This is a genomic window from Escherichia sp. MOD1-EC6842, assembly GCF_002965705.1.
Classification (GTDB): Bacteria; Pseudomonadota; Gammaproteobacteria; order Enterobacterales; family Enterobacteriaceae; genus Escherichia; species Escherichia ruysiae.
In genome coordinates this window covers 33,204-59,854 of sequence record NZ_PTRF01000013.1, presented here as the reverse complement: position 1 = coordinate 59,854, position 26,651 = coordinate 33,204, and the positions used below count along the sequence as shown (strand labels likewise).

Below are 26,651 nucleotides of genomic sequence, written 5' to 3'. Positions count from 1 at the left end.
CGGTAAACAAACATGGCCCGACATTGTTACACAGCACTCCGGGTTTTGCATTCCAATACTGTATATTCATTCAGGTCGATTTGTGTCATAATTAACCGTTTGTGATCGCCGGTAGCGCCATGCCGCCGGGCAAAAAAGTGTTTAATCCGGGAAAGGTGAATGGATAAGATCGAAGTTCGGGGCGCCCGCACCCATAATCTCAAGAATATCAACCTCGTTATCCCCCGCGACAAACTGATTGTCGTCACCGGGCTTTCGGGTTCTGGCAAATCCTCGCTCGCTTTCGACACCTTATATGCCGAAGGGCAGCGTCGTTACGTTGAATCCCTTTCCGCCTACGCGCGGCAGTTTCTGTCACTGATGGAAAAACCGGATGTCGATCATATTGAGGGGCTTTCTCCCGCCATCTCAATTGAACAGAAATCGACGTCTCATAACCCGCGTTCCACAGTGGGGACCATCACTGAAATCCACGACTATTTGCGTCTGCTGTACGCTCGCGTCGGCGAGCCGCGCTGCCCGGACCACGACGTTCCGCTGGCGGCGCAAACTGTCAGCCAGATGGTGGATAACGTGCTTTCGCAGCCGGAAGGCAAACGTCTGATGCTACTCGCGCCAATCATCAAAGAGCGCAAAGGCGAACACACTAAAACGCTGGAGAATCTGGCGAGTCAGGGTTATATCCGCGCGCGTATTGATGGCGAAGTCTGCGATCTTTCCGATCCGCCGAAACTGGAACTGCAAAAGAAACACACCATTGAAGTGGTTATCGATCGCTTCAAGGTGCGTGACGATCTTACCCAGCGTCTGGCGGAATCGTTTGAAACCGCACTGGAGCTTTCCGGCGGTACGGCGGTTGTTGCGGATATGGACGATCCCAAAGCGGAAGAACTGCTGTTCTCCGCGAACTTCGCCTGCCCGATTTGCGGCTACAGTATGCGCGAACTGGAACCACGCCTGTTCTCGTTTAACAACCCGGCGGGCGCCTGCCCGACCTGTGACGGCCTCGGCGTACAGCAATATTTCGATCCCGATCGCGTGATCCAGAACCCGGAACTGTCGCTGGCTGGCGGGGCGATCCGTGGCTGGGATCGCCGCAACTTCTATTATTTCCAGATGCTGAAATCACTGGCAGATCACTATAAATTTGACGTCGAAGCGCCGTGGGGCAGTCTGAGCGCAAACGTGCATAAAGTGGTGCTGTACGGTTCTGGCAAAGAAAATATTGAATTTAAATACATGAACGATCGCGGCGATACCTCCATCCGCCGCCATCCGTTCGAAGGCGTGCTGCACAATATGGAGCGCCGTTATAAAGAGACGGAATCCAGCGCGGTACGTGAAGAGTTAGCTAAGTTTATCAGCAATCGTCCGTGCGCCAGTTGTGAAGGGACGCGTTTGCGCCGTGAAGCGCGCCATGTTTATGTCGAAAATACGCCGCTGCCTGCAATCTCTGACATGAGCATCGGTCATGCGATGGAGTTTTTCAATAATCTCAAACTCGCTGGACAACGCGCGAAGATTGCGGAAAAAATCCTCAAAGAGATTGGTGACCGCCTGAAATTCCTCGTTAACGTTGGGCTGAATTACCTGACACTTTCCCGCTCGGCAGAGACACTTTCCGGCGGCGAAGCCCAGCGTATCCGTCTGGCGAGCCAGATTGGCGCAGGGCTGGTTGGCGTTATGTATGTGCTGGATGAGCCGTCTATCGGCCTGCACCAGCGCGATAACGAACGTTTGCTGGGTACGCTTATCCATCTGCGCGATCTTGGTAATACCGTGATTGTGGTGGAACACGATGAAGACGCGATTCGCGCGGCTGACCACGTTATCGACATCGGTCCAGGCGCGGGTGTTCACGGTGGCGAAGTGGTTGCGGAAGGGCCGCTGGAAGCGATTATGGCAGTGCCAGAGTCGTTGACCGGGCAGTACATGAGCGGTAAACGCAAGATTGAAGTGCCGAAGAAACGCGTCCCTGCGAATCCGGAAAAAGTGCTGAAACTGACAGGCGCACGCGGCAACAACCTGAAAGATGTGACGCTAACGTTGCCAGTAGGCCTGTTTACCTGCATTACAGGGGTTTCAGGTTCCGGTAAATCCACGCTGATTAACGATACCCTGTTCCCGATTGCCCAACGCCAGTTGAACGGCGCGACTATCGCCGAACCGGCACCCTACCGTGATATTCAGGGGCTGGAGCATTTCGATAAAGTCATCGATATCGACCAAAGCCCAATTGGTCGTACTCCGCGTTCCAACCCGGCAACCTATACCGGCGTGTTTACGCCTGTGCGCGAATTGTTTGCGGGCGTACCGGAATCCCGCGCGCGCGGTTATACGCCAGGACGGTTCAGCTTTAACGTCCGTGGCGGACGCTGCGAAGCCTGTCAGGGCGATGGCGTGATCAAAGTTGAAATGCACTTCCTGCCGGATATTTACGTACCGTGCGACCAGTGCAAAGGTAAACGCTATAACCGCGAAACGCTGGAGATAAAGTACAAAGGCAAAACCATCCACGAAGTGCTGGATATGACCATCGAAGAGGCGCGAGAGTTCTTTGATGCCGTACCGGCGCTGGCGCGTAAGCTGCAAACGTTGATGGACGTTGGCCTGACGTACATCCGCCTCGGGCAGTCCGCCACCACGCTTTCCGGTGGTGAAGCCCAGCGCGTGAAGCTGGCGCGTGAGCTATCAAAACGCGGCACCGGGCAGACGCTGTATATTCTCGATGAGCCGACCACCGGTCTGCACTTTGCCGATATTCAGCAACTGCTCGACGTACTGCATAAACTGCGCGATCAGGGCAACACCATTGTGGTGATTGAGCACAATCTGGACGTGATTAAAACCGCCGACTGGATTGTCGATCTTGGCCCGGAAGGCGGCAGCGGCGGCGGCGAGATCCTCGTCTCCGGTACGCCAGAAACCGTCGCGGAGTGCGAAGCTTCGCATACAGCGCGCTTCCTCAAACCAATGCTGTAATCACAAAGGCCGCTTTCTGAGCGGCCTCAGACTGATGACAAAGTCTAAAAATGTGCTCGGACAGTCCCCTCGCCCCTCCGGGGAGAGGGTTAGGGTGAGGGGAACAGACCAGCACTGGCGTGATTATTTACCCTCACCCCGGCCCTCTCCCTAAAAGGGAGAGGGGGAAAACCGTGCCGCTTTTGACTTTTAAGCCAGTTTTTCAGCAATATCAGGCCGCTTTCTGAACGGTCTTTTCCTTTCAGAGTTGTACCAGCAATTTGCGTTTTTCTTCCGGCAGCAAATTCACCGCCTGCTGATACGACGCATCGACCAGATAATAGATTTGCGAATCCGGCAACGATCCGTCGAGATATACGGTACTCCAGTGCGCTTTATTCAGATGTCGGCTGGGACGTACATCGCTGTGCTGCTGACGCAGAAGATCCGCCAGTTCCGGGCTGGTTTTCAGCGAAACCGCCGGGCGATTTTCCACTTCTTTCACCATCGCAAACAGCACATCTTCCACTTTGATTTGCGTCGCTTTCCAGTCGCTGTGAACGCTCTGTTCAGCGCCAGGTTTTGCCATGCAATATTGTAGCAACTCCGATATGGTCATTTTTTACTCCCCTTGTAGTGTCGCGATGATGCGACGCGATCCGCCGTGGACACGATGTTCCCCCAGCCAGATACCCTGCCAGGTGCCGGTCTGAATACGTCCTTTATGCACTGGCAAAACAAGCGATACTCCCAGCATTGAGGATTTGATATGAGAAGGCATATCATCTGCCCCTTCATAATCATGCTCATAGTTTCCGTTATCGGGAACAGTGCGGAGGAAAAAACGCTCCATGTCCTGGCGTACCGTGGGGTCGCAATTCTCATTAAGTGTCAGAGAGGCGGAAGTGTGTTGCAGCAACAGGTGCAGTAAACCGACATTAACACGCGGCATATCTGCCAGTTGATTCAGAATTTCATCCGTTACCAGATGAAACCCGCGAGATTTGGCGCTAAGCGTGAGCGTCTTTTGATACCACATGTGCTGCTCCTTGATAAAACTCTCTTAATCAGTTTGCAGCAAGACAGCGAAAGGATAAAGGTGTGATTAAAAAAACAGCATTCGGGAGAGTGACACACTCTCCCGCACTATCAGTATTCTGAATTAACGATCACCTCTTCGCCAAAAGCACCCGCTTGTGGCAAGGGTTTGTAGGTAGAGTTGGAGGCACGCAGAATACGGATACCACGAATGCCGACATCACGCGCGGCAGTCATATCATTATCGGAATCACCATAAAACATTCGGATATTTTTATCCTGCAACCACTGCGTTTTCGTGTTTTGTCCTGGTTTATCACCCGCAAAAATTACCGGATTCATACTGGTTGCCGGGATGTGGAAATCATCGGCTAGTGTTTTCGAAACCGTTTCTGTTTTCGTTGGGCTACGGCCAGTCACAAAAAAGATGGTATCGCCACGGCGGACATGTATATCAATTAGCTGACGTGCGACCTCTTTTGGAATGCTGAATTCATCCCAACCATTGTTCATCTTTTCCCAGAATGCTGGGTTTTTTAGATAATCTTCGCTTTCTGGCGAGAATATTTTCTTGCCGCGCCAGAATCCGGGGCTGGAAAACAAAACGGTATCATCGATATCAAACCCAACCGCCATCGGTGGGCGCCCGGCAAGGCTATTTTCAATTTGTGCGACCGATACCCAATGGACAGGTGCCTGTTCAGCGAGTCTGGCAACGTTAGTGCCGGGATTAAGCGGTGAAGGTGAAGAGGCTAACGCAACAGCAGAACTGTTTAGAGCGAACAATAAGCAAACGGCACTCAATGCCTGTGTGATCTTGCGCATATTTTTCCCTAAATAGTCAGTAAGTTGAAACTTTTTATTATGAAGTGTGTTGGAAAAGCCATCTGACCATAACGCCAGCAGCGAGGGAAAGGAAGGATTATCTGCGGCTTTTGTGAAGAAAGGGAGAAGGATCACATGAGACCAGTCCGTGTTTGTAACTATTTAATAACTTAATATATTTCCATAGTATAAAAATGTTCGGAAATGAAACGCCTATTTTATTCACGTTTATAAGAAATAAGTCTTCATCTCCTTCGTACTATTTACCTGGATAATACATAGCCCCCCTTATTTATAGTAGAGCAGGCGGCTTTTCAACCGCCTGCTGGTTAACCTTACATCACTGCAGCAAACGCCTTTGCAACGCGCTGCACGTTCGCAGAGTTAAGCCCGGCAACACACATACGACCGCTGGCGATCAGGTAAACGCCAAATTCCTCGCGCAGGCGATCGACCTGAGCGGCGCTTAAACCGGTATAGCTGAACATGCCGCGTTGCTTAAGCAGGTAATCAAAATTGCGCTCCGGCATCTCAGTGCTCAACACCCGCACCAGTTGCTGACGCATTGCCAGAATACGGGTTCGCATTTCTTCTACTTCTGCCAACCAACTGGCTTTCAACGCCTCATCATTCAGCACCGTTGCCACTACCTGTGCACCAAAATTCGGCGGGCTGGAGTAAATACGGCGCACAGTAGCTTTCAGTTGCCCCAGCACACGGCCTGCGGCTTCGGCATCTTCACACACCACCGAAAGACCGCCGACACGTTCGCCGTACAGGGAGAAAATTTTCGAGAATGAATTGCTTACCAGAGCAGGTAATCCGGCGCTGGCAATGGCGCGAATGGCGTAGGCATCCTCTTCCATACCGGCACCAAATCCTTGATAAGCGATATCGAGAAATGGGATAAGCTCGCGTGCTTTGAGAATTTCAATGACTGCGTCCCATTGGTCGTTGGTGAGATCGGCGCCCGTTGGGTTATGACAGCACGGATGCAGCAGCACAATACTGCGGGCAGGCAATGTTTTTAGCGTCGCCAACAGATCGTCAAAACGCACACCGTTGGTCACTTCATCATACCAGGGGTAAGTGCTCACTTCGAATCCAGCCCCGGCAAATATTGCTACGTGATTTTCCCAGGTGGGATCGCTGACCCACACACCTGATTCCGGGAAGTAGCGTTTCAGGAAGTCAGCCCCCACTTTCAATGCCCCTGAACCGCCAAGCGTTTGAATAGTCGCCACGCGCTGTTGTTGTAACACCGGATGATTAGCGCCAAACAGCAGTGGCGCAATAGCATGGCGATAGCTGTTAAGCCCTTCCATCGGTAGATAAAGTGAAGCGCCATGAGGCTGCGCATTCAGGCGCGCTTCCGCTTCTTCGACGGCTTTTAATTGTGGAATAATCCCGTCTTCGTTGTAGTACAGACCGATACTCAAATTCACTTTGTCGCTGCGAGGGTCTTCTTTAAAACGCTCCATAAGCGAAAGAATCGGGTCGCCAGCGTAGGCGTCAACTTTTTGAAACACGCGATGGTTCTCCAGGTTTACGGGCAGGTGGTTAAAACACAATAAACCGGAAGATGGGGAAGATCGAGAGGATGTTTAGCAATGAGCAGCAATTAATAACGCAGCGAAGCTGATAAAAAACGCAAAACCTTCAGAGGTACGAACGACAAGAGTGTATCAATTTATTGAATTTACATAAATTTGCAGGCCGGATAAGGCTTTCACACCGCATCCGGCACAGACAATCAACTATTGCAGAACGATTAATCCACGTATTTCATCGCGACCCTTGATGTCAGGCGCGTGATAAGTTCGTAAGCACTCACTTTCGTCATTTCTGCGATACGCTCTACGGGCAGACCTTCGCCCCATAAAATGACCTGATCCCCGGCTTTATCCTGCGCCTGCGGGCCTAAATCTACGCAGATCATATCCATCGCGACTCGCCCCACAATCGGCACTTCGCGGCCGTTCACCAGCACTGGTGTACCGGACGGCGCGGCGCGCGGGTAGCCATCGCCATAGCCCATCGCCACCACGCCAAGGCGGGTATCGCGCTCGCTAATCCAGGTGCCGCCATAGCCTACCGGTTCACCTGCTTTATGCTCACGCACGGCAATCAGGCTGGAGGTCAGTGACATCACTGGCTGGCAACCGAAATCGGCACCGGTGGAACCATCTTCCAGCGGTGACACGCCATAAAGAATGATGCCCGGGCGCACCCAATCAAAATGCGACTGCGGCCATAACAAAATTCCGCCCGATGCGGCGATTGAACGCTTGCCGGGTCTGCCTTCGCAAAAGGTATTGAAGATATCGAGTTGTTTCTCAGTCGCGCCGCATTTTGGCTCATCAGCACGAGCAAAGTGGCTGACAATATTCACCGGCTGACGGACGTTTTTACATTGCGTAAGTCGTTGATAAAACGCTTCAGCTTGTTCCGGTAACACGCCCAGCCGGTGCATACCGGTGTCGAGTTTCATCCAGACGGTAACTGGCTCCTCCAGATTGGCCTCTTCCAGCGCAGCAAGCTGTTCTTCGTTATGCACGGCAGTATGCAGATGTTCAGCGGAGATCGTCGGCAGATCGTCTGCTTCAAAAAAGCCTTCCAGTAACAAAATAGGTTGCGTGATGCCCCCCGCCCTAAGCCGCAGGGCTTCTTCGAGACGGGCAACGCCAAAGGCGTCGGCATCGGGGAGCGTTCGCGCGGTCTCAATCAGACCGTGACCGTAGGCGTTCGCTTTCACCACCGCAACCAGTTTACTGGCAGGTGCCAGTTCACGCAGACGTTGCAGGTTGTGTCGCAGAGCGCGGCGGTTAATCACAACAGTTGCCGCTTGCATTTGTGTTCCTTGATAAGTGTTTGCTTTAATTACCTAATTCATAAAATAATTATTATTCGTCGTCGTACTGTGGCCCCGCGTAGTTGTCGAAACGCGACCATTGACCGTTAAAGGTCAGGCGTACCGTCCCGATTGGGCCGTTACGTTGTTTACCGATAATAATTTCCGCGATGCCTTTTAAGTCACTGTTTTCGTGATAAACCTCATCACGATAGATAAACATGATCAAGTCCGCATCCTGCTCGATGGAACCGGATTCACGCAGGTCGGAGTTGACCGGGCGTTTATCAGCACGTTGTTCCAGAGAACGGTTCAACTGAGACAGCGCCACCACCGGCACATTCAGTTCTTTCGCCAGGGCTTTTAGCGAGCGGGAGATTTCTGCAATTTCCAGCGTACGGTTGTCTGAAAGCGCCGGTACGCGCATCAATTGCAGGTAGTCGATCATGATGAGTCCGATGCCGCCGTGTTCACGGGCAATACGGCGCGCGCGGGAGCGCACTTCCGTTGGCGTCAGGCCGGAGGAGTCATCAATGTAGATATTTCGTTTTTCCAGCAAAATGCCCATCGTGCCGGAAATACGCGCCCAGTCTTCATCATCCAGTTGCCCGGTACGAATTTTGGTCTGGTCAACGCGCGACAACGACGCCAGAGAACGCATCATAATCTGTTCCGATGGCATCTCCAGCGAGAAGATAAGTACTGGTTTATCCTGCAACATCGCCGCGTTTTCGACGAGGTTCATCGCAAATGTCGTTTTACCCATCGACGGACGCGCGGCGACGATGATCAAATCCGACGGCTGCAAGCCAGCGGTTTTTTTGTTGAGATCGTCATAGCCGGTATTAACACCGGTTACACCATCGTGCGGTTGCTGGAACAGTTGCTCAATACGCGCCACCGTGGCGTCGAGCACATCGGCGATATTCTTCGGCCCTTCGTCTTTATTGGCACGACTTTCGGCAATTTTAAAGACGCGAGATTCAGCAAGGTCGAGCAAGTCTTCACTGGTGCGCCCTTGCGGATCAAAACCGGCTTCGGCAATCTCATTCGCAACTGAGATCATCTCACGGACAACGGCACGTTCGCGCACGATGTCGGCATAGGCACTGATGTTCGCTGCACTTGGCGTATTTTTTGACAGCTCCGCCAAATAAGCAAAACCACCAACGCTGTCAAGTTGCCCCTGGCGCTCCAGTGATTCGGCAAGGGTGATCAGGTCAATTGGGCTACCGCTTTCCTGCAAACGCGCCATTTCGGTAAAGATATGACGGTGCGGACGGGTGTAGAAATCATCTGCCACCACTCGCTCGGCCACATCGTCCCAGCGTTCGTTATCCAGCATTAAACCGCCCAACACCGACTGCTCCGCTTCGATCGAGTGCGGAGGCACTTTCAGCCCGGCAACTTGTGGATCGCGATCGCGGGGTTCAGCCTGCTGTTTGTTGAAGGGTTTATTTCCTGCCATAGTGAATGGAGTTACCGAGATAAAGAATGGGTCGAAACTTTACCATATGAAGCAGACCCTGACGATACGTTCTGGAGGACACATGGCAACACGAATTGAATTTCACAAGCACGGTGGCCCGGAAGTACTTCAAACCGTGGAATTTACTCCTGCCGATCCGGCAGAGAATGAAATCCAGGTCGAAAATAAAGCCATTGGCATCAATTTCATCGACACTTATATCCGCAGCGGCCTTTATCCACCGCCATCGCTACCCAGCGGATTAGGCACCGAAGCGGCTGGCATTGTGAGCAAAGTCGGCAGCGGCGTGAAACATATTAAAGCGGGCGATCGTGTGGTTTATGCGCAGTCAACGTTAGGGGCTTACAGTTCTGTGCATAACGTCAATGCCGATAAAGCGGCAATTCTGCCAGCGGCGATCTCTTTTGAGCAAGCTGCCGCGTCGTTCCTGAAAGGCTTAACGGTTTATTATCTGCTGCGCAAAACGTATGAAATCAAACCTGACGAACAGTTCCTGTTCCATGCGGCTGCCGGCGGCGTGGGCTTAATTGCCTGCCAGTGGGCAAAAGCCTTAGGAGCAAAACTTATTGGCACTGTGGGTAGCGCGCAAAAAGCGCAAAGTGCATTAAAAGCGGGTGCATGGCAGGTAATTAACTATCGCGACGAAAATCTGGTCGAGCGATTAAAAGAGATCACCGACGGCAAGAAAGTGCGCGTGGTGTACGATTCCGTAGGCAAAGATACCTGGGAACGGTCGCTGGATTGTCTGCAACGTCGCGGTTTAATGGTCAGTTTTGGTAACTCATCAGGCGCGGTGACGGGTGTGAACTTAGGCATTCTCAATCAGAAAGGCTCGCTGTATGTGACACGCCCTTCCCTGCAAGGCTATATCACCACGCGGGATGAGTTAACCGAAGCCAGTAATGAACTGTTTTCTTTGATCGCCAGCGGCGTGATTAAGGTCGATGTCGCAGAGCAACAGAAATATCCGCTGAAGGATGCGCGGCGAGCGCATGAGATTCTGGAAAGCCGGGCGACGCAGGGTTCCAGCTTACTGATCCCATAAAGAAATTGGGCTTCCACCTGGGAAGCCCTTTCTTTTATAGTTCGGCTGTATGTAGGGTACAGCACGATGAATCTGTTAGAGACGCAATAGTGACAGATTTGATAATCAATTCCTATTTTGTTCTAAGGATAAAACCTTAGGTTGTGATCATCCGCACAATCCCTTAGTAACGCCAGCGGTCATAACGCTGATATTTCGGCACTTTTGGTGCTTTAATCGCCTTAATAACCCACACCACCGCAATCGCCAGCAGTAACCACGGCAGCAACTTAATCATCAATGCCAGCATACCGCCGAGGAACATAATGGCCGTCGCCACAACCAGCGCGGCGATAATGCCCAGCAACGAAACGCCGGTGACCATCAACATGACAAAAAAGCCAATCACAAAAAGTAGTTCCAGCATGATGTACTCCCAAATATGAAATCTCTTGCAGCCATTACAAGAATCATGCCAAAACCTAACATTATGATTTATCAAAAAATATGCCCCGCGACGGTGCGCAGGGCATAGTGAATTTGACTACTTTGTGGTGAAAAATTAACGCTTATCCGCCACCAGTTTGAGCGCATGTTCCAGCACGTTAATGTCAGCACCCGCTTTATGGGCATTTTCACTTAAATAACGACGCCACTGCCGCGCACCAGGAATACCCTGGAACAGACCCAGCATATGCCGGGTAATATGGCCGAGATATGTCCCCTGGCTAAGCTCACGCTCAATGTACGGATACATGGCGCGGACTACCGCCACCGGATCGGCATCAGTATCAGAGGAACCAAAGATCTCTCGATCCACCGCCGCCAGAATCCCCGGATTCTGGTACGCCTCACGTCCGACCATCACGCCATCCATATGTTGCAAATGTGCTTTAGCCTCTTCCAGCGACTTGATGCCACCGTTAATCGACATCGTCAGATGCGGAAAATCACGCTTCAGTTGATAGACGCGCGGGTAATCGAGCGGCGGGATTTCGCGGTTTTCTTTCGGGCTTAAACCAGAAAGCCAGGCTTTACGCGCGTGGATGATAAACATCTCACACTCGCCTTTACCGGAAACGGTGTTGATGAAATCACAAAGAAATTCATAGCTGTCCTGGTCGTCAATACCAATACGCGTTTTCACCGTGACTGGAATCGACACCACATCGCGCATCGCTTTAACGCAGTCGGCTACCAGTTGCGCATTACCCATCAGGCACGCGCCAAACATGCCGTTCTGTACCCGGTCAGACGGGCAGCCGACATTCAGATTGATTTCATCGTATCCGCGCGCTTCTGCCAGCTTCGCACACTGCGCCAGTGCCGCTGGATCGCTTCCACCCAGTTGCAACGCCACCGGATGCTCTTCTTCACTGTACGCCAGGTAATCACCTTTACCGTGAATAATTGCCCCCGTGGTCACCATTTCGGTATAGAGAAGTGTATTGCGGGAGAGCAGACGCAGGAAATAACGGCAATGTCTGTCCGTCCAGTCGAGCATCGGGGCAATGGAGAAACGGTATGCGGAATAAGCGGTTTGTGATTCTGCTGACATGGCGTTTTTTTAAGCACCTGGTGAATTGGGGGCGCTACTATAGCATAACGAATATGCGATCAGGCAATGTGACAGCTATGACGCCCTGTTCTCGGCGTTTAAGTGAGAACTATGGTAAAGTAAGGACATTCTTAACCCCACTTTGAGGTGCCCAATGGAAAAGACCACAACGCAGGAGTTATTAGCGCAAGCTGAAAAACTCTGTGCACAGCGTAATGTGCGCCTGACCCCGCAGCGCCTTGAAGTGTTGCGCCTGATGAGTCTGCAGGAAGGAGCAATCAGCGCCTACGATCTGCTTGATTTACTGCGTGAAGCAGAGCCGCAGGCCAAGCCGCCAACGGTTTATCGCGCACTCGATTTTCTGCTTGAGCAAGGGTTTGTGCATAAAGTTGAGTCCACCAACAGCTATGTGCTCTGTCACCTGTTCGATCAACCAACGCATACTTCAGCTATGTTTATTTGCGATCGCTGCGGCGCAGTGAAAGAAGAGTGTGCGGAAGGTGTGGAAGACATCATGCATACGCTGGCGGCAAAAATGGGTTTTGCCCTGCGGCATAATGTGATTGAAGCGCATGGATTATGTTCAGCATGTGTAGAAGTGGAAGCGTGTCGTCATCCTGAACAGTGCCATCATGACCACTCTATTCAGGTGAAAAAGAAACCGCGTTAAGAGGGCGTACATCCTTGTACACGTCGGGCAGGAGGGATTAATTACCAGCGGTATTCATTGCGGGTTTCCCAGTCCACGACCTCTTTCTCTGCCTGATCTTTCTGGTAACCGTAGCGTTCCTGGATTTTACCCACTAACTGATCACGTTTACCTTCAATGACCGTCATATCATCATCGGTCAGTTTGCCCCATTGCTCTTTCACTTTACCTTTGAACTGTTTCCAGTTACCGCCGACTTCGTCTTTATTCATATTCAAGTCCTCATCGTTAGGTGGTGAATGAGAGTACGCTCGCTTTTCTTCTGAACGTGGGATTAAGTGTAGTCAGGAATTTGGCTTAGGATTATTTATTCAGAATATTTAACCGTCACGCTCCGGCAAACCATGTTCCGTTGCGCCAGTGACGACGCCAGATAGCCGCCAGAGAAAGCCCGCGCAGCGCCAGAAAGACGGTTAACGCCAGCCACAAACCATGATTACCCAACCACGGCAACGTGAGGAGCGTAAGAGCAAACCCTGCTGCTGCCACCGCCATACTGTTTCGCATTTCGGCGGCGCGCGTTGCACCTATAAACATGCCGTCCAGTAGATAACACCAGACACCAACCAGCGGTAAAATGACCTGCCAGATAAGATAGCGGTCGGCCAGTTGCTGAATCTGGGTTAATGACGTCAGCAACGCAATAATGTGTTCCCCTGCCAGCAAATAAATCACAGAAAACAGCAACGCTACGATCCCCGACTGGCGGCACGCTGCGCGCCAGACATCCAGTAACTGGCTACCGTCGCGCGCACCGTACGCCTGACCTGAATGCGCTTCAACCGCGTAGGCAAAACCATCCAGCGCATAGGCAGTAAAGGTGAGTAGCGTCATCAGAACCGCGTTAACGGCGATAATGTCACTTCCCAGTCGCGCGCCAAGTACCGTTATTGCACCAAAACAGAGTTGCAATAACAGGGAGCGCAGCATGATGTCGCGGTTAAGCGCCAGCAAGCGACGGACGTTTCCTCGCCAGGCTGTTTTCAGCATTTCGCCGGAAATACCGCGTAGTTTAAAGATTTTACGCACCATTAGCAGACCAATCAGCAACGTCGCATATTCTGCGATGACCGTTGCCAGCGCCGCGCCCTGCACGTTCATATGCAGCCCCATCACCAGCCAGACATCCAGCACAATGTTGAGAATATTACCCACCACTAACAGGACAACCGGCGCACGGGCATATTGCACGCCGAGCAACCAGCCAAGTAATACCAGGTTTGCCAGCGACGCCGGTGCACTTAGCCACCGAATTTCAAGAAAGCGCCGCGCCTGTTCCAGCACGGCTTCACTGCCACCAACAATATGCAGCGCCAGATCGATAATCGGTGTACGCAACAGAGCAATCAACGCGCCAGCCCCCAGCGCCAGTAGCAACGGCTGCACCAGCGCACGCGCTAATGCCTGAGGATTTTTGGCACCATACGCCTGCGCAGTAAGCCCGGTAGTGCTCATGCGCAAAAACAGCAACAGCATAAAGAGAAAGCTGGTCGCCGTTGCGCCAACCGCCACGCCGCCCAGATAAACCGGACTATCAAGATGACCAATTACCGCCGTATCAATCAGCCCCAGCAACGGAACGGTGATATTGGAGAAAATCATAGGTAAGGCGAGATGCCAGAGAGCTTTATCAGATGAAGTGAGGAATGCCATGCAGACAAGCCTGATGAAGAGAGATGAAAAACAAACCGCGACGCCAGGCGGCATCGCGGTATCAGAGATCTGTTACAGCCAGTCGCCGTTGCGAATAACCCCAACCGCCAGCCCTTCAATGGTGAAGCTCTGCTGACGAAGGTCAACGACAATCGGTTTAAACTCGCTGTTTTCTGGCAATAATTCGACTTTATTGCCCTGTTTTTTCAGACGCTTAACGGTAACTTCGTCATCAATACGTGCGACAACGACCTGACCATTACGTACATCCTGAGTTTTATGCACTGCCAGCAAGTCGCCATCCATAATACCGATATCTTTCATCGACATTCCGCTGACGCGCAGCAGGAAATCGGCATTCGGCTTGAACAAGGAAGGATCGACCTGATAATGACCTTCAATATGCTGCTGCGCCAGAAGCGGTTCACCGGCAGCCACACGACCTACCAATGGCAACCCTTCTTCCTCTTCCTGCAACAAACGAATCCCACGCGATGCGCCGGAAACAATTTCAATTACGCCTTTGCGTGCCAACGCTTTCAGATGTTCTTCTGCCGCGTTTGGGGAACGGAACCCCAAACGCTGCGCGATTTCCGCACGCGTCGGCGGCATACCTGTCTGGCTGATGTGATCACGAATGAGATCAAACACCTCTTGTTGCCTGGCCGTTAACGCTTTCATTCCGCCCCCTGGGTGTATATACAGTTATGCTGTGAGTATATACAGCAAAAGGCGATTTTGGAACCATAAACTACACAATAAACCAGAGATTTATCGAATTCTGGAAGGGTTATCCAAAATGCGACCATAACAGAATGACCCAGGTTGCCACAGCGACGATAATCGCGATCAGCACCGCTGCGGATCCCATATCTTTCGCCCGCCCGGAAAGCTCGTGGTATTCAGAGCCAATACGATCAACCACCGCTTCGATGGCGCTATTAAGAATTTCCACAATCATCACCAACATGACGGAGCTAATAAGCAGTACGCGGGTTATCGCGTCCACATCCAGCCAGCAAGCGATGACCACCGCCAACAATACCGCCACGCCTTCCTGACGGAATGCCGCTTCGTTGATCCATGCAGCGCGTAAACCTTTCCAGGAATAGCCAGCGGCTTTGATAATTCGAGTGAATCCAGTGGTATTATTGGCCATTGAAAGAACCTTTTTACATTATGAGCGTCAATATCAGTGTACCGTTGAATCCGATGATTCCGGTAGCGTAGCGCCGCGCGAAACATGAGCGGATACCACAGAATTTCCCATGACTTTCTGCTATCCTTCCCGCGCATTTGCATTATTAACCAGAGGCTTTACATCGTTTATGTCCGGCTGGCCACGAATTTACTACAAATTACTGAATTTACCATTAAGCATCCTGGTAAAAAGCAAGTCTATTCCGGCAGATCCTGCCCCGGAATTGGGGCTCGATACCTCTCGTCCAATTATGTACGTTTTACCGTACAACTCAAAAGCGGATTTGCTGACGTTGCGCGCCCAGTGCCTGGCGCATGATCTGCCTGATCCATTAGAGCCGCTGGAGGTAGACGGCACGCTACTGCCGCGCTATGTGTTTATTCATGGCGGGCCGCGTGTTTTCACCTATTACACGCCGAAAGAAGAGTCTATTAAGCTGTTCCACGACTATCTCGATCTGCACCGTAGCAACCCAAATCTGGATGTGCAGATGGTGCCGGTATCGGTGATGTTTGGTCGTGCGCCAGGACGTGAAAAAGGCGAAGTAAACCCGCCACTACGTATGCTCAACGGCGTGCAGAAATTTTTCGCCGTACTGTGGCTTGGTCGCGATAGCTTTGTGCGTTTCTCGCCGTCAGTTTCGCTACGCCGCATGGCTGATGAACACGGCACAGATAAAACTATCGCCCAAAAACTGGCGCGCGTGGCGCGTATGCACTTTGCCCGTCAACGTCTGGCTGCCGTGGGTCCACGCTTGCCTGCTCGTCAGGATTTGTTCAATAAGCTGCTCGCCTCGCGTGCAATTGCCAAAGCGGTAGAAGATGAAGCGCGCAGCAAAAAAATCTCCCATGAAAAAGCGCAGCAGAACGCTATTGCGCTGATGGAAGAGATTGCGGCGAACTTCTCTTACGAGATGATCCGCCTGACTGACCGTATTCTGGGCTTCACCTGGAACCGGCTCTATCAGGGAATCAACGTCCATAATGCCGAACGCGTTCGCCAGCTGGCTCACGACGGTCATGAGCTGGTGTATGTGCCATGCCACCGTAGCCACATGGACTACCTGCTGCTCTCTTACGTGCTGTATCACCAGGGGCTGGTGCCGCCGCATATCGCCGCCGGGATCAACCTGAACTTCTGGCCTGCCGGGCCGATTTTCCGCCGTCTGGGGGCGTTCTTTATTCGCCGTACTTTTAAAGGCAATAAACTCTACTCCACCGTTTTCCGTGAATATCTCGGCGAACTGTTCAGCCGTGGTTATTCCGTTGAGTACTTTGTGGAAGGCGGTCGTTCGCGTACAGGACGTTTGCTTGATCCGAAAACCGGCACACTGTCGATGACCATTCAGGCGATGCTGCGTGGCGGTACGCGTCCGATTACGTTGATTCCGATCTACATCGGTTATGAGCACGTCATGGAAGTGGGTACTTACGCCAAAGAACTGCGCGGCGCGACAAAAGAGAAAGAGAGCCTGCCGCAGATGCTGCGCGGTTTAAGCAAGCTGCGTAATCTCGGTCAGGGGTATGTCAACTTCGGTGAACCGATGCCGTTGATGACCTATCTCAACCAGCACGTGCCAGACTGGCGTGAATCTATTGATCCTATCGAAGCTGTACGCCCGGCCTGGTTAACGCCGACAGTCAATAACATTGCTGCCGATCTGATGGTGCGCATTAACAACGCAGGCGCGGCTAACGCCATGAACCTGTGCTGTACTGCGCTGCTGGCGTCACGTCAGCGTTCACTCACTCGCGAGCAATTGACTGAGCAGCTGAATTGTTATCTCGATTTGATGCGCAACGTGCCTTACTCCACGGACTCTACCGTTCCTTCAGCCAGCGCCGGTGAGCTGATTGATCACGCGCTGCAAATGAACAAGTTTGAAGTTGAGAAAGACACCATCGGCGACATTATTATCCTGCCGCGTGAGCAAGCGGTGCTGATGACCTACTATCGCAACAACATTGCGCATATGTTGGTTCTGCCTTCGCTGATGGCAGCGATTGTGACGCAGCATCGGCACATCTCCCGCGAAGTGTTGATGGAGCACGTCAATGTGCTTTACCCAATGCTAAAAGCGGAGCTGTTCCTGCGCTGGGAGCGTGACGAGTTGCCGGGTGTTATTGATGCGCTGGCGAATGAGATGCAACGCCAGGGGCTGATTACGCTGCAAGATGATGAGTTACATATCAATCCGGCGCACTCCCGCACGCTTCAGTTGCTTGCCGCAGGCGCGCGTGAAACGCTGCAACGTTATGCGATTACCTTCTGGCTGTTGAGCGCCAACCCGTCGATCAATCGCGGTACGCTGGAGAAAGAGAGCCGCACTGTGGCACAACGTCTTTCCGTGCTGCACGGCATCAACGCACCGGAGTTCTTCGACAAAGCGGTGTTCAGTTCTCTGGTGCTGACGCTGCGTGATGAAGGATATATCAGCGACAGCGGCGACGCCGAACCGGCAGAAACGATGAAGGTTTATCAGTTGCTGGCGGAGTTGATTACGTCCGATGTACGCTTAACGATTGAGAGTGCGACGCAGGGCGAAGGGTAACTGATGAGCGTTGCCGGATGCGGCGCAAACGCCTTACCCGGCCTACTATGACCTGCAAATTCAATAAATTGCGATGTGTTATGTAGGCCTGATAAGCGCAGCGCATCAGGCAGCATTTCACAGAAAAAAAGCCGGATGACCATGATCATCCGGCTTTTTTACATCATCAGAAATACCAGTAACTCATTGCCAGCCCTAAAAACAGTACCAGGCCAACATAGTTATTATTCATAAACGCTTTAAAACAGGCTTCACGCTCGCGGTTGGCAATCAGTTTTTGTTGATAAACAAACAGTGCGCCCGCGATCAGTATTGACCAGTAATATCCCCAGCCTAAGCCATTTAACTCGCCGATAATCGCCATCAGCACCAGCACGCCAATCTGCAAAATGCCGATAATCAACTTATCGTATTGACCAAACAGGATCGCGGTGGACTTAATGCCAATCTTCACGTCGTCATCACGGTCAACCATCGCATACTGCGTGTCGTAAGCCACCGCCCACAGAATATTGGCGAGGAACATTAACCAGCAGCTTAACGGCACCGATTCACTCACAGCGGCAAAAGCCATTGGAATCGACCAACCAAACGCCGCACCCAGCACCACTTGCGGTAAATGGGTATACCGCTTCATAAACGGGTACACCCACGCCAACGCCAGTCCGGCAATCGACAACAGAATGGTCATCGTGTTCAGCGTCAATACCAGTAAGAACGAAATCAGCACCAGCACCACAAATAGCGTTCGCGCCTCTTTCTCCGTCACCGCGCCACTGGGAAGCGGTCGGTTTGCCGTGCGCTTAACATGACCATCAAACTTACGATCAGCATAGTCATTCACTACACAACCGGCGGCACGCATCAGCCAGACGCCAGCGACAAACACCGCCAGGATCCAGAGTTGGGGAACACCGGGTGTCGCCACCCATAGCGCCCATAAAGTTGGCCAGAGCAGCAGTAACGCACCAATTGGCTTATCCGTACGCATTAAGCGGTGAAACGCCAGCAGCTTATTTTGCGTCAGACTCCACTCCATATTTTTTTCCTCTTAGTACAACGGTGATGCCGGTAAAAACAGTTCGGTCAGCAGCAGCGGCTTACCACTTAATCGCAGGCGGGAACGTCGCCCCCAAAGTCCGGCATCACTGCCTATCTCAATAAAGTCACGAGTTAATGTCGATGATGTAAACAGATAGCGTCCTAACGGCGTTTTACCCAAATTTTGTAACGCCAGCTCGGGGCCGCTTAGCGTTGACACAGGAACGACAGTTCGACCGGCAAGCCACGGTTCTCCATCTGCGCATAACAAAATCTCACGTAACCAGTAACGGGATTCTTTCGGCAACAGCGGTAATTCTTCGGGGATTTCATTCTGCTCGACAAACCCTTCGCGGATCATCGTCACGCTCACCGTTTTTCCCTGCTGTTCAAAACGTTTGGTCATGGAATCTTCCAGCAACAACCAGTCGAGCAGTTGCGGTTCCAGCGCAGGGATCGCTGTAAAATAGCGCAGCGCACGCAGTTGCGTTAACGCGGGGTGTGACATGCCGAACTCTCCGTTACATAACGTAAAGGCATTGTATCGCAGAAAAGCGTTAACGGGAGATGTAAAGCATATTAAGTGATCTAATACGCAACAATAACGCAACAATCACAGGAGAGAGAGAAAAAAAGGTGCGCCCGAAGACGCACCAGTTGTTGCAAAATCAGCACTGTGGGGCGTAATTACCCCTTGCCTTTTACACTGCTGATAAAGGTGGAACGGGCAGATGTCGAGCCCAGGCGTTCAGCTTCATCAAGCAGTTTTAACGCCTTATCAACATCACCTTTCGCGACAGCGTTTTTAATCGCGGTATTAAAATAACTTTCCGTGTCGTTGAGCATAGGTTCACTTTTCTTCGCCGGTGCCGGAGCAGGTGCAGCTGCGGCCGGTGCCGTGTAGGTCGCCGGTGCCGCAGTGTTGCCTACCGTAACCGGAGCTGGAGCGGAAGAACCAAACAACGGCCCCACCAACACGCTGGAGCTGGAGTTGGTTTTCACTTTCAGTTTCAGCAGACCATCGGTGGTATGACGGGCAACCGGGTCTGGAATATCCGGCACCGAGTTACCAACACCTTTAGCATAGGCTTTTGCCGGATCGAGCAGTTGTGTCGTCTGCTGGAGATCTTTTTCAGTGGTAAAGACCAGCACATAAAGTTTCTGCTGCCCTAATGCAGGTGTCAGTCGCATAACGCCTTCCAGACGATCTGCACTCATCACGCCAGGTTCCTGGTAGGTGAAATAACTGCTGGGGAAGAAGGCCGATGGTGTCATGTTCTGATCAAGAATCAGCACGTTCGGCGCAAATACGCTGGTTTGTTTGTTCACTTCACTGGTCAGCGTCAGTGTCAGCTCGCCAATGTTTGCCGGGACGCTGTATGCGGCAACCGAACCGCTGATGCCAGGGACGTTCAGTTGTTGACCGCCAGTAGCTAACCGGGTGGTCTGGGTTTTAGATTGATCGACTGGTGTCCAGGTTAATTGTTGCAGCGCGGCAGATGGAATGGCTGGCGCATCGCTGGTGTTTTGCGGTACGTAGTTAACATCGGCAAGGCTGATTCCAGGCGCGCTTGCCAGCAACCCTGCGGATAAACAGAGGGCGATGAGACTTTTATTCATTTTCATTGTTTTCACCTCAAAATCTGGAGTTCAGCGGTAGCCAGGCAATAGCGCGCTTAACCCGATAATCAGAGGGGCTTACGCCCCTTATAAATAATGACAACCTGTTTTATGCCGGATGTGGCGTGAACGCCTTATCCGACCTACATTCGGCAGTAGTTGTAGACCTGATAAGACGCGGCAGCGTCGCATCAGGCGTTGATTGCCGGATGCGGTACAAGCACCTTATCCGGCCTACATATTGCTATTACCACCAGATTTCCATCTGGGCACCGAATGTCCACTCATCGCTATCACCGCGACCGAAGCTACCGCCTTCGAAATTCGCCGGAACAGCTTTGCCGTAGTTCGGGTTGGAAGAGGAGCTACCGTTGTAGTCATAACCCCATTTCTCATCCCACTTGGCGTAGGTTGCGAAGACACGAATAGCCGGGCGTGACCAGATGCTGTCGCCAGCCTGCCATTGTTGTGCGAGGGTGATTTTGTACTGATTGTTCTTGTCGCCAGTGCGCTGGGATTCGACGTTGTCGTAGCCCACTTCCAGCAAGGTACTCATGATAGGCGTCCACTTGTACATTGGACGAATACCGACGGTCCACCATTTGGTGCCGTTGTCGTTATCCCAGTTGATATCCTGGTACATACCCACGTACATCATGTCCCAGTTGTCGCCCATGGAGATCGCACCGTGATCGAGGATACGCAGCAGGTGACCGTTATTGTTGATATTGTAGGCAAATTTTTCGTTATCAAACGCAACGCCAGAACCCTGCGACAGACCTTTACCCTGCGAGGTCATCGAGTCTGTTGCGTACTGAACAACAAACTTGTTGAAGCCTTTCAGGATGCTCTGGGTATGCTCGGCAGTGAACATCCAGCCATCTTTCGATGCGCCATCAACCAGACGATAGTTATCACGCAGGTTAGCGCGACCGTAGTCAACACCCAGCTCCAGGGTGCCGCCCGGGTTGATTTCCATCTGCGCTAAACGCACGTCGAAGACGTCGTTCGCAGTCTCGTTGGTATAGTCATAGATATTGTTGCTGGCGAAAGAAGACGAACCGCCCGCTTCAGAAGAACGCGTTGCTGCCAGAGAAAGTTTACCGAAGCCAACGTCGATGTTTTCCAGACCGGCACCTGGACCAGAAATATCCCAGTAGTAGAAGTCGATCATATGAACGTCATGACGCTGATAGAAACGCTTACCGGCCCAAATAGTGGCGCCTGGCAGCCATTCAATCAGGTTTTTCCCCTGCACGTTCGCTTCACGGAAGGCCGGATCGGTGGCTTCCCAGTCATTCTGTTGTGCTACGGAATAGGCCACGTTAGTGTCGAAATAGAAGCTCTTATCGCCCTCTTTCCACACTTCCTGACCCAATTTTAATTCAGCATAAGTTTCACATTCGTTGCCAAGACGGTATTTACTTTGAGCGCCAGTGGTCTGGAAACACTGTTGTTCACCGCCGCTCCCTGTCCAGCCGATCCCGGAACGAGCGTAACCGTGGAAATCCACAGCCATTGCCTGAGCAGACATTACGCCTGCTGCGACGGCAACCGCCAGAGGAAGTTTGCGCAGAGTAATCATCATTCTATCTCCTGAGTCATTGCTTTTCTTTTTTCACATCGCCTGTCACAGGCTTTGTGTCTTTTTTAGGGGTGCTTAAACGCCCGGCTCCTGATGCAGTCGACGACATGCAGTGCCATCCTCACGGAACAGATGGCAACGCTCTGGCGGCAGGCCGATAGCGAATGTGGCACCTTCTTCTACCAACACCACGTCAGACTGGCGGTACACCAGGTTTTGACGAATGGAAGGGATCTGGATATGAATTTGCGTTTCGTTGCCGAGCTGCTCGACCACCTGAACTTCCCCCTCAAGGATGACGTCGGCGATATCGCTTGGCAGTAAATGTTCCGGGCGAATGCCCAGCGACATGTTGGCGCCGACCTGAACGTTGTGGCTTTCAACCGGCAGCCATACCTGCTGGAGGTTTGGCATCGGCAGCTCAACCTGGACTTGATCGATTGCAACGGCGGTCACTTTTACCGGCAGGAAATTCATTTTCGGTGAACCGATAAAACCGGCGACAAAGCGGTCGGCCGGATAGTGATACAACTCAAGCGGCTTCCCGACCTGCGCCACGCGACCGGCGTCCAGCACCACGATTTTGTCGGCCAACGTCATCGCTTCGACCTGGTCGTGGGTGACGTAAATCATCGTGCGCCCCAGGCGTTTATGCAGACGGGAAATTTCGATACGCATCTGTACACGTAGCGCGGCATCAAGGTTGGAAAGTGGTTCATCGAGTAAAAACACGCTTGGCTCGGCCACCAGCGTACGACCAATCGCCACACGTTGACGTTGTCCGCCGGAGAGCGCCTTCGGTTTGCGATCCAGCAAGTGCGCCAGTTGCAGCACTTCCGCCACCTGGTTAACACGCTGGTTGATGACCTCTTTCTTTGCGCCTGCTAATTTCAGGCCAAAAGACATATTTTCTGCCACAGACAGGTGGGGATAGAGCGCATAGGACTGGAACACCATGCCGACGCCGCGTTCTGCTGGCGGGGTATCGTTCATTCGTTTATCACCGATGAACAGGTCGCCGCTGGTGATCGTCTCAAGACCGGCAATCATGCGCAGTAAAGTGGATTTACCGCAGCCAGACGGTCCGACAAACACCACGAACTCACCTTCGTGGATGTCGAGATTGATATCTTTCGATACCACCACATCCCCCCAGGCCTTCGTTACATTTTGCAGCTGTACGCTCGCCATGCCCTTCTCCCTTCGTTACAACCTGTCATCGACAGCAACATTCATGATGCAGTGACTATGCGTCATCGGAAGATGGCTTAAATCCTCCACCCCCTGGCTTTTTTATGGGGGAGGAGGCGGGAGGATGAGAAGGTGGGGTCTGCATACTAATCCGAGGGAAAGTAAGGAAATTCGTGATATTGCTTGCAAAAAACATGGCAATTTTGTGTGCGCCTTACCGCAATACTGCCGTTTCTGCGATGCAGATCACATAAAACGAAGGTGGGGCGTAGGGGCAAGGAGGATGGAAAGAGGTTGCCGTATAAAGAAACTAGAGTCCGTTCAGGCGTTTTCACAAGCACTTCACCAACAAGGACCAGAGATTATGAAAATAAAAACAGGTGCACGCATCCTCGCATTATCTGTTTTGACGACGATGATGTTTTCCGCCTCGGCTCTCGCCAAAATCGAAGAAGGTAAACTGGTAATCTGGATCAACGGCGATAAAGGCTACAACGGCCTCGCAGAAGTGGGTAAGAAATTCGAGAAAGATACCGGAATTAAAGTCACCGTTGAGCATCCAGATAAGCTGGAAGAGAAATTCCCCCAGGTTGCGGCCACTGGCGATGGTCCGGACATTATTTTCTGGGCGCACGACCGCTTTGGCGGCTATGCCCAATCTGGCCTGTTGGCTGAAATCTCCCCAGACAAAGCGTTACAGGACAAGCTGTATCCGTTTACCTGGGATGCTGTACGTTATAACGGCAAACTGATTGCTTATCCGATTGCCGTTGAAGCGTTATCGCTAATTTATAACAAAGACCTGCTGCCGAATCCGCCAAAAACCTGGGAAGAAATCCCGGCACTGGATAAAGAACTGAAAGCGAAAGGTAAGAGCGCGCTGATGTTCAACCTGCAAGAACCGTACTTCACCTGGCCGCTGATTGCTGCCGACGGTGGTTATGCGTTCAAGTATGAAAATGACAAATACAATGTGAAAGACGTTGGTGTGGATAACGCCGGCGCGAAAGCGGGTCTGACCTTCCTGGTTGATCTGGTTAAAAACAAACACATGAATGCGGATACTGATTACTCCATCGCAGAGGCGGCCTTTAACAAAGGTGAAACGGCGATGACCATCAACGGTCCGTGGGCATGGTCCAACATCGATACCAGCAAAGTGAACTACGGTGTGACGCTGCTGCCGACCTTCAAGGGACAACCTTCCAAACCGTTCGTTGGCGTTCTGAGTGCAGGCATCAACGCTGCCAGCCCGAACAAAGAACTGGCAAAAGAGTTCCTCGAAAACTACCTGCTGACTGACGAAGGGCTGGAAGCGGTAAATAAAGATAAACCGCTGGGCGCCGTGGCGCTGAAGTCTTACCAGGATCAGCTGGCGAAAGATCAACGCATTGCCGCCACCATGGATAACGCCAAGAACGGTGAAATCATGCCGAATATCCCACAGATGTCGGCCTTCTGGTATGCCGTGCGTACCGCAGTGATCAACGCCGCCAGCGGTCGTCAAACTGTTGATGCCGCGCTGAAAGATGCGCAGGGTCGTATCACCAAGTAATGCTGTGAAATGCCGGATGCGGCGTGAACGCCTTATCCGGCCTACGAAACCGAAACATATGTAGGCCTGATAAGACGCGTCAGCGTCGCATCAGGCGGTTGTTGTCGGGTACGGCGTAAATGCTTCATCCGACCTGGAAAAACGAACTGTACGTAAGCCTGATAAGGCGCGCCAGCGCCGCATCAGGCGGTTGTTGCCGGATGCGGTGTAATCATTTATCCGTCCAGGAATGAGGAAGAACCCCATGGATGTCATTAAAAAGAAACATTGGTGGCAAAGCGACGCGCTGAAATGGTCAGTGTTAGGTCTGCTTGGCCTGCTGGTGGGTTACCTTGTTGTTTTAATGTACGCACAAGGGGAGTACCTGTTCGCCATTACCACGCTGATTTTAAGTTCTGCGGGGCTGTATATTTTCGCCAACCGGAAAGCCTACGCCTGGCGCTATGTTTATCCGGGAATGGCAGGAATGGGGCTGTTCGTGCTCTTCCCTCTGGTCTGCACCATCGCCATTGCTTTTACCAACTACAGCAGCACTAACCAGCTAACTTTTGAACGCGCCCAGGAAGTTCTGTTAGATCGTTCCTGGCAAGCGGGCAAAACCTATAACTTCGGGCTTTATCCGGCAGGTGATGAGTGGCAACTGGCGCTCACCGATGGCGAAACCGGTAAGCATTATCTCTCCGATGCCTTTAAATTTGGCGGCGAGCAAAAGCTGCAACTGAAAGAAAGTGCCACACAGCCTGAGGGCGAGCGCGCAAATCTGCGCGTGATTACCCAAAATCGTCAGGCGCTGAGCAACATTACCGCCATCCTCCCGGATGACAACAAAGTGATGATGAGCTCCCTGCGCCAGTTCTCTGGCACACAACCGCTCTACACACTGGGCGATGACGGTACGCTGACCAATAACCAGAGTGGCGTCAAATATCGTCCGAATGACCAGACCGGCTTTTACCAGTCCATCACCGCCGATGGCAACTGGGGCGACGACAAACTCAGCCCCGGTTACACCGTGACTACCGGCTGGAAAAACTTTACCCGCGTCTTCACCGACGAAGGCATTCAGAAACCGTTCCTCGCGATTTTCGTCTGGACCGTGATGTTCTCACTGATCACTGTCTTTTTAACGGTTGCAGTCGGCATGGTGCTGGCCTGTCTGGTGCAATGGGAAGCGTTGCGCGGCAAAGCGGTCTATCGCGTCCTGCTGATTCTGCCCTACGCGGTGCCATCGTTTATTTCAATCTTGATTTTCAAAGGGTTGTTTAACCAGAGCTTCGGTGAAATCAACATGATGTTGAGCGCGCTGTTTGGCGTGAAGCCCGCCTGGTTTAGCGATCCGACCACCGCACGAACGATGCTGATTATCGTCAACACGTGGCTGGGTTATCCGTACATGATGATCCTCTGCATGGGCTTGCTGAAAGCGATTCCTGACGACCTGTATGAAGCCTCAGCGATGGATGGCGCAAGTCCATTCCAGAACTTCTTTAAAATCACGCTGCCGCTGCTGATCAAGCCGCTGACACCGCTGATGATCGCCAGCTTCGCCTTTAACTTTAACAACTTCGTGCTGATTCAACTGTTGACCAACGGTGGCCCGGATCGTCTTGGCACCACCACGCCAGCCGGTTATACCGACCTGCTTGTTAACTACACCTACCGCATCGCTTTTGAAGGCGGCGGGGGTCAGGACTTCGGTCTGGCGGCAGCAATTGCCACTCTGATCTTCCTGCTGGTGGGTGCGCTGGCGATAGTGAACCTGAAAGCCACACGAATGAAGTTTGATTAAGGGAGATAAC

23 protein-coding genes are annotated in these 26,651 nt (G+C 52.1%); 6 read left to right on the top strand and 17 right to left on the bottom strand.

The features are described from left to right. Nucleotides 1-159 precede the first annotated feature (159 nt). Nucleotides 160-2,982, top strand: a complete 2,823-nt coding sequence (uvrA, locus tag A7Z29_RS16000; RefSeq protein WP_000357756.1) for an excinuclease ABC subunit UvrA — start codon at nt 160-162, stop codon at nt 2,980-2,982. A gap of 241 nt (nt 2,983-3,223) precedes the next feature. On the opposite strand, the gene A7Z29_RS15995 is transcribed toward uvrA, so the two are convergent. From A7Z29_RS15995 to dnaB, 6 genes are all read right to left on the bottom strand, one after another. Then, nucleotides 3,224-3,580 carry an MmcQ/YjbR family DNA-binding protein gene (locus A7Z29_RS15995; RefSeq protein WP_000155671.1) on the bottom strand — a complete coding sequence of 119 codons (357 nt, stop codon included), beginning with the start codon at nt 3,578-3,580 and terminating at the stop codon, nt 3,224-3,226. A 3-nt stretch (nt 3,581-3,583) separates the two neighbouring features. Further along, on the bottom strand, nt 3,584-4,000 hold the full coding sequence (locus tag A7Z29_RS15990; protein WP_000270381.1) for a secondary thiamine-phosphate synthase enzyme YjbQ: 417 nt from the start codon (nt 3,998-4,000) through the stop codon (nt 3,584-3,586). A gap of 110 nt (nt 4,001-4,110) precedes the next feature. Beyond that, nucleotides 4,111-4,824, bottom strand: coding sequence for an acid phosphatase AphA (aphA, locus tag A7Z29_RS15985; RefSeq protein WP_105290457.1), 714 nt, complete (start codon nt 4,822-4,824; stop codon nt 4,111-4,113). A gap of 335 nt (nt 4,825-5,159) precedes the next feature. Next, complete coding sequence (tyrB, locus tag A7Z29_RS15980; protein WP_000486927.1) at nt 5,160-6,353, bottom strand: aromatic amino acid transaminase; 1,194 nt, start codon at nt 6,351-6,353, stop codon at nt 5,160-5,162. Between the two features lie 242 nt (nt 6,354-6,595). Then, on the bottom strand, nt 6,596-7,675 hold the full coding sequence (alr, locus tag A7Z29_RS15975) for an alanine racemase (RefSeq protein ID WP_001147290.1): 1,080 nt from the start codon (nt 7,673-7,675) through the stop codon (nt 6,596-6,598). A 52-nt stretch (nt 7,676-7,727) separates the two neighbouring features. After that, entirely contained in the window at nt 7,728-9,143 is a 1,416-nt protein-coding gene (gene dnaB / locus A7Z29_RS15970; RefSeq protein ID WP_000918355.1) for a replicative DNA helicase, read from the bottom strand. Nucleotides 9,144-9,225: 82 nt separating this feature from the next. Between dnaB and A7Z29_RS15965 the strand changes: the two genes are divergently transcribed. Continuing rightward, nucleotides 9,226-10,209, top strand: coding sequence for a quinone oxidoreductase (locus A7Z29_RS15965; RefSeq protein WP_000235546.1), 984 nt, complete (start codon nt 9,226-9,228; stop codon nt 10,207-10,209). Between the two features lie 163 nt (nt 10,210-10,372). On the opposite strand, the gene pspG is transcribed toward A7Z29_RS15965, so the two are convergent. Next, complete coding sequence (pspG, locus tag A7Z29_RS15960) at nt 10,373-10,615, bottom strand: envelope stress response protein PspG (RefSeq protein WP_000891404.1); 243 nt, start codon at nt 10,613-10,615, stop codon at nt 10,373-10,375. Nucleotides 10,616-10,750: 135 nt separating this feature from the next. After that, on the bottom strand, nt 10,751-11,746 hold the full coding sequence (dusA, locus tag A7Z29_RS15955) for a tRNA dihydrouridine(20/20a) synthase DusA (RefSeq protein ID WP_085461286.1): 996 nt from the start codon (nt 11,744-11,746) through the stop codon (nt 10,751-10,753). A 154-nt stretch (nt 11,747-11,900) separates the two neighbouring features. Here dusA and zur point away from each other — a divergent pair, with 154 nt between their 5' ends. After that, entirely contained in the window at nt 11,901-12,416 is a 516-nt protein-coding gene (zur, locus tag A7Z29_RS15950; protein ID WP_000416266.1) for a zinc uptake transcriptional repressor Zur, read from the top strand. A gap of 41 nt (nt 12,417-12,457) precedes the next feature. Here the strand turns inward: zur and A7Z29_RS15945 are convergent, their stop codons facing one another. From A7Z29_RS15945 to dgkA, 4 genes are all read right to left on the bottom strand, one after another. Further along, on the bottom strand, nt 12,458-12,667 hold the full coding sequence (locus A7Z29_RS15945; protein ID WP_001030603.1) for a CsbD family protein: 210 nt from the start codon (nt 12,665-12,667) through the stop codon (nt 12,458-12,460). Between the two features lie 115 nt (nt 12,668-12,782). Further along, nucleotides 12,783-14,108 (bottom strand): MATE family efflux transporter DinF, encoded by a 1,326-nt coding sequence (gene dinF / locus A7Z29_RS15940; protein WP_123058416.1) that lies wholly within the window; start codon nt 14,106-14,108, stop codon nt 12,783-12,785. Nucleotides 14,109-14,180: 72 nt separating this feature from the next. Then, entirely contained in the window at nt 14,181-14,789 is a 609-nt protein-coding gene (gene lexA / locus A7Z29_RS15935; protein WP_000646078.1) for a transcriptional repressor LexA, read from the bottom strand. A 109-nt stretch (nt 14,790-14,898) separates the two neighbouring features. Next, nucleotides 14,899-15,267 (bottom strand): diacylglycerol kinase, encoded by a 369-nt coding sequence (dgkA, locus tag A7Z29_RS15930; RefSeq protein ID WP_000002906.1) that lies wholly within the window; start codon nt 15,265-15,267, stop codon nt 14,899-14,901. A 169-nt stretch (nt 15,268-15,436) separates the two neighbouring features. Here dgkA and plsB point away from each other — a divergent pair, with 169 nt between their 5' ends. Then, complete coding sequence (gene plsB / locus A7Z29_RS15925; protein ID WP_016159874.1) at nt 15,437-17,860, top strand: glycerol-3-phosphate 1-O-acyltransferase PlsB; 2,424 nt, start codon at nt 15,437-15,439, stop codon at nt 17,858-17,860. A gap of 166 nt (nt 17,861-18,026) precedes the next feature. Here plsB and ubiA read toward each other — a convergent pair whose 3' ends face one another. The 5 genes from ubiA to malK all read right to left on the bottom strand — a co-directional run bounded on the left by ubiA (nt 18,027) and on the right by malK (nt 23,297). Next, complete coding sequence (gene ubiA / locus A7Z29_RS15920) at nt 18,027-18,899, bottom strand: 4-hydroxybenzoate octaprenyltransferase (protein ID WP_105290455.1); 873 nt, start codon at nt 18,897-18,899, stop codon at nt 18,027-18,029. 12 nt (nt 18,900-18,911) lie between these two features. Next, on the bottom strand, nt 18,912-19,409 hold the full coding sequence (gene ubiC, locus A7Z29_RS15915; protein ID WP_105290454.1) for a chorismate lyase: 498 nt from the start codon (nt 19,407-19,409) through the stop codon (nt 18,912-18,914). A 179-nt stretch (nt 19,410-19,588) separates the two neighbouring features. Beyond that, a complete protein-coding gene (malM, locus tag A7Z29_RS15910; protein WP_010344810.1) occupies nt 19,589-20,527 on the bottom strand; it encodes a maltose operon protein MalM in 939 nt (312 codons plus the stop codon). Nucleotides 20,528-20,768: 241 nt separating this feature from the next. Then, nucleotides 20,769-22,109 (bottom strand): maltoporin LamB, encoded by a 1,341-nt coding sequence (lamB, locus tag A7Z29_RS15905; protein WP_000973648.1) that lies wholly within the window; start codon nt 22,107-22,109, stop codon nt 20,769-20,771. A 72-nt stretch (nt 22,110-22,181) separates the two neighbouring features. Then, the gene (gene malK, locus A7Z29_RS15900; protein ID WP_000179160.1) at nt 22,182-23,297 is read right to left on the bottom strand and encodes a maltose/maltodextrin ABC transporter ATP-binding protein MalK; all 1,116 of its coding nucleotides are present in this window, start codon (nt 23,295-23,297) and stop codon (nt 22,182-22,184) included. A gap of 364 nt (nt 23,298-23,661) precedes the next feature. Between malK and malE the strand changes: the two genes are divergently transcribed. Beyond that, a complete protein-coding gene (gene malE / locus A7Z29_RS15895) occupies nt 23,662-24,852 on the top strand; it encodes a maltose/maltodextrin ABC transporter substrate-binding protein MalE (RefSeq protein ID WP_000695404.1) in 1,191 nt (396 codons plus the stop codon). Nucleotides 24,853-25,096: 244 nt separating this feature from the next. Further along, nucleotides 25,097-26,641 (top strand): maltose ABC transporter permease MalF, encoded by a 1,545-nt coding sequence (malF, locus tag A7Z29_RS15890; RefSeq protein ID WP_010344809.1) that lies wholly within the window; start codon nt 25,097-25,099, stop codon nt 26,639-26,641. Nucleotides 26,642-26,651: the final 10 nt, after the last annotated feature.